The sequence below is a fragment of the uncultured Campylobacter sp. genome (assembly GCF_938018145.1).
GTDB lineage: Bacteria > Campylobacterota > Campylobacteria > Campylobacterales > Campylobacteraceae > Campylobacter_A.
Map to the genome: position 1 here is coordinate 1 of NZ_CALIII010000282.1, position 8,303 is coordinate 8,303.

Genomic DNA, 8,303 nt, shown 5'->3' on the forward strand with positions numbered 1-8,303 from the left:
CGATGAGCGAGGATGAGCGGGAGGGTAAATTTCCGCTCGGAGTGCTGCACAAAGACGAGTCGCGCATGGAGTACACCAAGGCCTACGATATGGTGATAAAAGCCGCCAGAGACGGCGAGAAAATCGACTTTGGAGCGCTAAAATGAAAAGGCAGTTAAGATTCGTCGGAGTGGGCGGTCAGGGCGTGATTTTGGCTGGTGAGATCTTAGCCGCGGCTAAAATCGAGGAGGGCGGATACGGCGTCAAAGCCTCGACCTACACCTCGCAGGTGCGCGGAGGGCCGACGAAGGTCGATATCATTTTGAGCGAGCGCGAGATATTTTATCCGTACGCAAACGAGGGCGAGATCGAGTTTATGCTCGCTACCGCGCAGGTTAGCTTCGAGCAGTTTAAAGACGGAGTAAAAGATGGCGGCATCATCGTTGTGGAGCCAAATTTGGTACGCGCTAGCGACGAGGACAAAAGGCGCTGGAAAATTTACGAGATACCGATCATCTCCATCGCTAAAGACGAAGTAGGCAACGTAATAACTCAAAGCGTCGTCGCGTTAGCCGTCGCCGTGCAGATGAGCGGCTGCCTAGATACCGAGCTAGTTAAACGCGTAATGCTCTCAAAAGTGCCTAAAAAAGTCTATGCTGAAAATGAAAAAGCATATGAGCTGGGACTTAAATACGCCAAAATTTGCATAGAAAACGACAAATAAAAGCGTGATTTGAAATAAGATAAATTAAGTATCATTTCGTTATAATTCAGGTATTAATTTATTTGATTTTAAGGAGAACGAAATGAGCGTTGGTATTTTTTACACGACGACAAAGGGGCACACAAAGAGCGCGTGCGAGTATCTAGCAGGCAAAATAGGAGCGCAGCTAGTAGACGTAAAGGGCGCTGGGGCGGAGGATTTTGCTAAATTTGACGTTATCATCGTGGCGGCACCTAGCTACGGCGACGGCGAGTTGCAGTCTGACTGGACGGAGAAACTTCCGCTTTTAAAAGCCGGTAGTAAAGGCAAAAAAGCCGCCATCGTAGCCATCGGTAATCAAGCCAATCACCCCCAGACGCTTTTTAGCGGCGCGGTGGATTTCCTGCCGTATCTAAAAGATGCGCAAATCTTTGGCGCTAGCGACGCGGACGGATATAAATTTAACCACTCCGCGTTTTTCATTAACGGCAAATTCGCAGGCCTAGCTCTAGACGTTAAGGGCGATGAAAACTACGCAAAACGCATCGACAAATGGGTCGAGGAAAATAAGCCTACTATCTTAAATTTATTCTGATTTTCTTGCCGCCTTGCCTAAAACGGACAAGGCGGATTTTACTTCTTTTTTTTGTAAATAAAATTTCACAAATACGGCTCGTTAAAATACTGAGTCGATAATATCGTATTTTATGCTTGCAAGTTTGGCTGGATTAAATTTCACTTCAAACATTACGAGTTCTCGAGCGTAAATTTATTGTATTAAATTTAACCTACTTACCACGGTTTTCTAAAACTAGCGCAAAATTTGATTTGCGGCAATAAACTCACCCGTATTTTACGCCTAAAACGTTTGGATAAAGCGGTAAACCTACCAAATAAACTCTTGATATACGAAATTTAGGTTGCTAATTAATCCTAACTCGTAGTAAATTTTACTTCCCAAAAAGTTTCTTTATAGCGCCGAAAAAGCCGCCTGAGCCCTCGTTTTTATCGCTCTCTTTTTTATTTTTGTCTAGCTTCATCGCTTCGCTGATCTGCTGTGCCGCCGTATCGGCGTAGATAAATGCGCCTTCGGGGTCGCAGTTAAAAAGATTTGAGTAGCACTCGGAATCATTTAAATCAATCGGATTTGGTATGATCACGTCGGTCGCCTCAAGTAGCCCGTAGCCGTTTTCTACGCTAAATTTAACTGCGCTCAAAAACGCAGGCAAATTTTGCGCGTAAAAATCATCTACTTTTTGCTTTATATTTTCATCGGCGTTGTAGTCCTGCCAAAATTTAGCCAAATTTGCCGCGCTTATAAATGCGCCAGACGAGTAGTTTCCGTCAAATTCACCCGTAAATTTAGCTTTTATTTCAGGCGGTATAACGCCGCTTATATCGCTCAGATACCGCTTAAATTCGCCGTGTTCCTCCGCCAAAAAGCCAAACGCCGTGCCGCGTGTATAGAAGTATTTTCTAAAAAATCCCTGCACGGCGGCGAGTATGTAACCATGACTCGTCGAAAAGCTCTCGCCATCTTTGGTTTCAAGTGCGACTTTTAGGGTATCGATGTATTTTTGCGCATAAAAATCCTCCATGCCGTACTCTTTTGCAAGCCTTTGTGCGACCGACCAGTCGCCCTCGCGCGCGCTTTTTAATGCGTCAAAATACCACTGCTTTATCTCGCTTTCGTTGATCGGATGATAGCTCACGTCGTAGCCCATTTTGACTCCTTATCGGTAGATTTTTTCTAAATTTACAAAGATCGCGGCCGATTTACGCGTATAAAATCGACCCCAAACGAATCATATTCGAGCCGCATTTTATCGCCAGCTCAAAGTCGCCGCTCATACCCATCGAGCAAATTTGCGCGCCGCGAGGTTGCAGATTTTCGTAAATTTTACGCGTCGTCTCAAAGCTTTTTTTCACGACTCGCTCGTCATCAACGTGCGCACCGATACTCATTACGCCGACGGGTTTTAAAAATTTGCACTCCTGCGCGATTTGCAAAAACGCATCCTGCGCAGCCTCAGGCGAGATACCTTGTTTGCTATCTTCATAGGCCGAGTTTATTTGCAGTAGACATGGTAGCTCGCGATCAAGCCTTTTATCCACCGCAAGCGCGGCTTCTACGCTCTCGCAGCTTTGCCAAAGCGCGGGTTTGAGCGCTAGCAGGTGGTTTATTTTGTTGCTTTGAAGTCGCCCGATAAAGTGCCACTCGATCGGCAAATTTGATAAAATTTCGCTCTTATTTTTGAGCTCTTGCACGCGGTTTTCGCCAAAGCTCGTTTGCCCCTGTTCAAAAAGCTCCAAAACCTCTTTGGTCGTTACGTTTTTGCTCACGGCAATTAGCTTTACCGCTTCGCCCGTGCGCGCGTTTTCGATGCGTTCTAAAATTTGCCCGAGCTTCATTGTCCCGCTCCGCTTAGGCGCATCACGTCGTTAAAGGTCGCAAACGCCATCAGGCAGAGCAAAAACGCCCAGCCGCAGTAAGTGAGGCCGATATAGACTTTTTCGTTCATCTCGCGGCGGAAAATCAGCTCGTAAAGGTTAAAAAATATATGACCGCCGTCAAGCGCTGGGATCGGGAGCAGGTTTAGCACGCCTAAATTTACGGAGATGAGCGCGGCGATGATGAGTAGTGTTGGGAGGCCGATGCCAGCGGCTTTTGAGGTGATGTCGGTGATCTGGATGATGCCGCCCATCTCTTTTAGCGGCACGACGCCAACAATGAGCTTTTCAAGTCCCGTGAATATGAGCTTTGAGGCGTTTACGGTCTCAACGAGCGCAAATTTGAGCGAGCTAAAGCCGGTGTTTCGTATCGTGACGGCCTCGCCTGAGGGCGAAATGCCGATGAGCGGTTTTTCTATCTTTTCGCCAAATATCGTCATGCTTTGCCCGATTTTAGGCGTCAAATTTATCGTTTTTATTTCGCCTGCGCGCTCGAGCGTGATCGCGGTGGAGGTTAAATTTACGTTTTTGCTTATCTCGTCCCATTCGCTGATTTTGATGCCGTTTATGTTTAAAATTTTATCGCCTTTTTGTAGTCCGGCACTCGCCGCAGCCGAGTTTTCCAGCACCTTGCCCACAGTCGGAGCTAGCCTTTCTACGCCGATATGTCCGAGCGCGATAAAGATAAAAAACGCCAAAGCAAAGTTAAAAAACGGTCCGGCAAAAAGGATAAAAATGCGTCCAAGAGGGCTAAGCCTCGTGTAGCTGTCGGCATCCTCGTTTTTTAGTCCCGGCTTTGCGTCCTCTTGCCCTTTTAGGCTAACGTAGCCGCCAAGCGGTATCGCGCCGATAGCGTACTCGGTGCCGCCGATGGTTTTTGAGTAGACGCTTTGCCCAAAGCCCACGCTAAATTTTAAAACGCCCACTTTTAGCATGCGAGCGGCGAGAAAGTGGCCCAGCTCGTGGAAAAATATAAGAAAGCTAATCACCAAAACCGTGATCAAAAAATGCCACGAATACGCATAAATGCCGACGGCTAGTAGCGCCGCCACAAAGATAATGCTTTTCAAAATTTACCTTTAAATTTGATTTTACCGCTCGAGTTTATCGCTGAGCAAAACGGCGATAAATTTCGTGCTCGGGTTTGCGTCAAGCGCGATCTTTAGGCTCATCGTAAGCGGTACGGCCAAAAACATACCGCCGATGCCGAACAAAAATCCCCAAAAAAGTAGGCTCAAAAGCACGACAAGCGTGCTGATACCAAGGCCTTTGCCAAGAAATTTAGGCTCGATAAAGTTGCCGATGACGACATTTACGGCCGCATACAGCGCCGCAGTCCAAGCGCAAGCCGCCGCGTCGTTTAGCAAAAGCGCCACCAAAAGCGCCGGAACGGCCGCGATAATAGAGCCGATCGTCGGGACAAAATTTAGCACGAAAGCCAAAATACCCCAAAGCGGCGCGTAAGGCACGCCGATGAAATTTAGCCCGATAAATATAAAAACGCCCGTCACAAACGATGCTGCGGACTTGATCGCGAGATAGCGTTTGAGATTTGATATAAACGTATCTACGATCTGATTTGTTTGCGGATTTTTACTCGCAAAATACTCGACTTTTTGAGAAAATACCTGCACTTCAAAAAGCATAAAAGTAACGAGTAAAAATACAAAAAAGCTCTTTGAAACGAGCTCGGTGCCGCTCCTTAAAAATCCGCCCAGCACGGCAAAAATTTTATTTATATCAAAGTCTGCAGGCGCGGCGACGCTGTTTGGGTCGATGAGGCCGCGGCTAGCTAGTATATGGTGATAGTGGTCGGCTAGGGCTTTAAATTTGCTCTGAAGCTCGGGCATATAGCTAACCAATCCGTTGATGGTCTTTAGCACGGTGTTTGCGATAAAACCAAGCGATAAAAACACGACCGCGGTAACGAGCGCAAAGGCTAAAACGCGCGGAAATTTGAGCTTTTCTAGCGCATTTATCGCAGGCGTCGCCACGATAGCGATAAAAACCGCCATCAAAAAGGGCAGAACTACGACGCTAGCGGCCTTTAGTCCGGCTGCTACAACGACGAAGCTCGCTAGATAGATTATAGTGTTTCCTGTTCTCAAATTTACGCCTTTTTGGCTTGATTTTTAACGTGCCTTACATAAGCGTTTACGTACTCAAAGCCCGAATACAGCGTCAGCGCGACGCTAAGCCAGAGCAAAAACTCGCCAAAAGGCCACTGCATGGTTAAAAAGCCGATCGCGACCATCTGGCAGACGGTTTTGACCTTGCCCGCCATCGACGCGGCGACCTCTACGCCTTCGCCCGCCATCACGACGCGAAATCCCGTGATAAAAAACTCGCGAACGAGGATGAGATACACGGCCCAAGGGCTCGCGCGGTCTATCATCATGAGCCCTAAAAATGCGCCCAGAGTTAGCATCTTATCCGCAAGCGGGTCGATCACGGCTCCAAGCTTGGTCTTTTGATCCCATGCGCGCGCGATAAATCCGTCGAAAAAGTCCGTGACGCTAGCGATCACGAATACAAGCGCGGCAAAATAGTTCATCCAGCTAACGTGCACGCCTGAGAAGGAATTTACGCTAAGTAGCAGCCAAAACATCAGAGGTGCGAGAAATACGCGCAGGAAGGCTAGGGCGTTTGGTAAATTTAGGCTCATTTATTTTTTCTTTCTTTTGGATTTTGGAGTTTAAAATTTGACAGCGTGGCGCGGGAATAGGCGGAAAAATAGCTAGCCTTGTTTTGGCTTGACTTTGCTCGTTTCTTATTTGCGCTTTGGTTAAATTTGCTCGTAGCTTTGTCAAATTTGAGCAAATTTGGATTAGGTTTAAGAAAACCGTCCGCGCCGCAAAATTTGCTTTCAAATTTTAAATTTTCATCAAATTTAGCCTGCAAGCGCGTTAAATTTATACCGCCGAATTTGCCCAAAATACGAGCAACCGGCAAAGGAGCGCAGGCTAAATTTGCTTTTTTCATTTAAATGTTGTACCGCCGTCGATGATGAAGGTGTGGCCCGTTACCCAGCTAGCTTTTGAGCTGCACAGAAACAAACATGCGCCGGCGATATCCGTAGGCTGCCCCATGCGATTTAGCGGGCTTAGCTCGGCTGTTTTGTCGCGAACTTCCTCGTAGTTTGTAAAAGCCCTAAGCGCGTCCGTCTCGATAGGACCGCCGCTAACGACGTTTACGCGGATATTTTTTTCGCCAAGCTCGGTCGCCGCGTAGCGCGCCATGGCTTCTACCGCAGCTTTTGCGGTGCCGTGGCCTGCGTAGTTTTCTATGTAAACTAGATTGCCCGTCGATGATAGCGAGATGATACTGCCGCCGCCCGTTTTTTCCATGCGTTTTGCGGCTTCTTGCGCGCCCACTACGAATGCGTTTACGGTCGCGGTGAAAATGTTATTGATACCGCGAGGGCGAAGTTTCATAAATTTCGTATATCCGCCTGCGACCGGACGACCCGAGATGATAGCGTTTGAGATGAAAAAATCTATGCGGTCAAAGTCTGCGTCGATCTCTAAAAATAGATCTTTGTAGGTCTCGGGCTCTAGTATATTTAGCGCGTAGGCTCTGGCTTTTATGCCGTACGTCGCCTCGAGCTCGGCGGCTTGGGTCTTGGCTAGCTCTTCGTTTGAGTTATATGTAAAGGCGATATTTACGCCCTTTGCGGCGAATTCCTCCACGATGGCGCGTCCGATACCGCGCGTTCCGCCGCTGATTACTAGAGTTTTGCCTTTAAATTCGTTTTCGCAGTTCATTAAAATCCTTTTATGTTATATTGCTTTATGGTTTGTTCGATTTTTTTGAGATTTTCGGCGCTCGGCTCGCAAAGCGGCAAGCGGTACTCGAGGCTTGATATGAGCCCGGCGATATACATAGCGGCCTTGACCGGGATCGGGTTGCTCTCGCAAAACATTATTTTATTGACCGCATACAGATCATCGTTTATGGCTTTTGCGCGCGCAAACTCGCCTTTTAGCGCAAAGTGGGTCAAATTTGAGATCTCATCCGGGAGCAAATTTGCCGTAACCGAGATCACGCCCTTGCCGCCGTTTGAGAGGATAGGGTAGTTTATCGCGTCCTCGCCGCTGATGACGGATAGGCCGGGCTCGTGCGCGAGTAGATCGACGCAGCGCTCGATGCTGCCGGTGGCTTCTTTTACGCCGTAGACGTTCTCGCACTCTTTAAATAGCCTAAAAACCGTGCACGGCTGGATATCTACGCCCACGCGGCCCGGGACGTTATAGAGTAGTACCGGGATTTCGACGCTTGAGGCGATTGCTTTGTAGTGGCGATAGAGGCCTTCTTGCGTCGGTTTGTTGTAGTAGGGCGCAACCGAGAGGATACCGTCTGCGCCGTGATCTTGCGCAAATTTTGCTAAACCTACCGCCTCGTGCGTGGCGTTACTGCCAGCACCCGCGAGTACTTTTACGCCGGTGTTTTTGCAGGTATTTACGGCGATTTCGATGCAGATTCTATGCTCGTCGTGCGTTAGCGTCGCGCTCTCGCCCGTCGTGCCTACGGGTACGACCGCGTCGATGCCGTTTGCGATTTGTCTTTTGATTAACTTTTCATAACCGATTTCGTCTAGTTTGCCGTCTTTAAAAGGCGTGATCAGCGCCGTCATAGAGCCGATTATGACATTTTTATTCATCGTTTTCCTTTCGTAAGATAATGCTCGTGGAATTTTTAAGGCTTAGATAGGTCTTCATCGCTTTTTTAACCGCGCTTTTATCTAGGCTTTTGATCTCGCGCTCCAGCCTAAATAGCGCGTCCAGATCGCCGCGGACGATGTAGCTGCCGTACATCTGCGCTACCTTGCTAGCGCTGTCGAGGGAGTAGATCAGATCGCTGCTTAGGGTGTTTTTGATCTTTAGCATATCGTCGTCGCTTATTTTAGCTTTTTTGGCTTTTTCGATCAGCGCCAAAATTTCATCTCTCAGCGCCTCGCCGCTTACGCCTTGGTTGCAAACGGCAAAGACTATAAATAAATTCTCGTCCTTGGCGCTCATATCGTAGATGTTGATCTGATTGGCGAGCTTTTTCTCATCGACCAGTACGCGCTGCAAAAGTGAGCTCTTGCCGCCGCTAAGATATATATCCATCGCTTTGATCGCCGCGGCGTCAGGATGGTTAAACGGCGGAATTTTAAAAGCGACCGCCA

General features: G+C 48.0%; 11 protein-coding genes and 1 pseudogene. 3 read left to right on the forward strand and 9 right to left on the reverse strand.

Going from position 1 to position 8,303, the window contains the following annotated elements:
- From Q0338_RS11065 to Q0338_RS06490, 3 genes and pseudogenes are all read left to right on the forward strand, one after another.
- A pseudogene (locus Q0338_RS11065) lies at window positions 1–146 on the forward strand (2-oxoglutarate ferredoxin oxidoreductase subunit beta); the annotation flags it as partial.
- Window positions 143–703 (forward strand): 2-oxoacid:acceptor oxidoreductase family protein, encoded by a 561-nt coding sequence (locus tag Q0338_RS06485; protein WP_298086049.1) that lies wholly within the window; start codon window positions 143–145, stop codon window positions 701–703. The pseudogene Q0338_RS11065 and the gene Q0338_RS06485, both read left to right, overlap by 4 nt.
- An 82-nt stretch (window positions 704–785) precedes the next feature.
- Window positions 786–1,277, forward strand: coding sequence for a flavodoxin domain-containing protein (locus tag Q0338_RS06490; protein WP_298086050.1), 492 nt, complete (start codon window positions 786–788; stop codon window positions 1,275–1,277).
- Window positions 1,278–1,632: 355 nt separating this feature from the next.
- Here the strand turns inward: Q0338_RS06490 and Q0338_RS06495 are convergent, their stop codons facing one another.
- The 9 genes from Q0338_RS06495 to Q0338_RS06535 all read right to left on the reverse strand — a co-directional run.
- Window positions 1,633–2,406, reverse strand: a complete 774-nt coding sequence (locus Q0338_RS06495) for a hypothetical protein (RefSeq protein WP_298086051.1) — start codon at window positions 2,404–2,406, stop codon at window positions 1,633–1,635.
- Between the two features lie 52 nt (window positions 2,407–2,458).
- Window positions 2,459–3,094: a YggS family pyridoxal phosphate-dependent enzyme gene (locus Q0338_RS06500; RefSeq protein ID WP_298086052.1), complete on the reverse strand. Its 636-nt coding sequence runs from the start codon at window positions 3,092–3,094 to the stop codon at window positions 2,459–2,461.
- Entirely contained in the window at window positions 3,091–4,203 is a 1,113-nt protein-coding gene (gene rseP, locus Q0338_RS06505) for an RIP metalloprotease RseP (protein ID WP_298086053.1), read from the reverse strand. Before rseP ends, Q0338_RS06500 begins: the two co-directional genes overlap by 4 nt.
- Window positions 4,204–4,224: 21 nt before the next feature.
- Complete coding sequence (locus Q0338_RS06510; RefSeq protein ID WP_298086054.1) at window positions 4,225–5,241, reverse strand: AI-2E family transporter; 1,017 nt, start codon at window positions 5,239–5,241, stop codon at window positions 4,225–4,227.
- Between the two features lie 2 nt (window positions 5,242–5,243).
- Window positions 5,244–5,798 (reverse strand): CDP-diacylglycerol--glycerol-3-phosphate 3-phosphatidyltransferase, encoded by a 555-nt coding sequence (gene pgsA / locus Q0338_RS06515; protein ID WP_122862952.1) that lies wholly within the window; start codon window positions 5,796–5,798, stop codon window positions 5,244–5,246.
- Window positions 5,795–6,115 (reverse strand): hypothetical protein, encoded by a 321-nt coding sequence (locus Q0338_RS06520; RefSeq protein ID WP_298086055.1) that lies wholly within the window; start codon window positions 6,113–6,115, stop codon window positions 5,795–5,797. Before Q0338_RS06520 ends, pgsA begins: the two co-directional genes overlap by 4 nt.
- Window positions 6,112–6,897, reverse strand: a complete 786-nt coding sequence (locus Q0338_RS06525; RefSeq protein WP_298086056.1) for an enoyl-ACP reductase — start codon at window positions 6,895–6,897, stop codon at window positions 6,112–6,114. The genes Q0338_RS06520 and Q0338_RS06525 overlap by 4 nt, the downstream gene beginning before the upstream one ends.
- Window positions 6,897–7,793, reverse strand: coding sequence for a 4-hydroxy-tetrahydrodipicolinate synthase (dapA, locus tag Q0338_RS06530; RefSeq protein WP_298086057.1), 897 nt, complete (start codon window positions 7,791–7,793; stop codon window positions 6,897–6,899). Before dapA ends, Q0338_RS06525 begins: the two co-directional genes overlap by 1 nt.
- Window positions 7,786–8,303 (reverse strand): insulinase family protein (locus Q0338_RS06535; protein WP_298086058.1); only part of this gene is annotated, 518 nt, incomplete at its 5' end. The genes Q0338_RS06535 and dapA, both read right to left, overlap by 8 nt.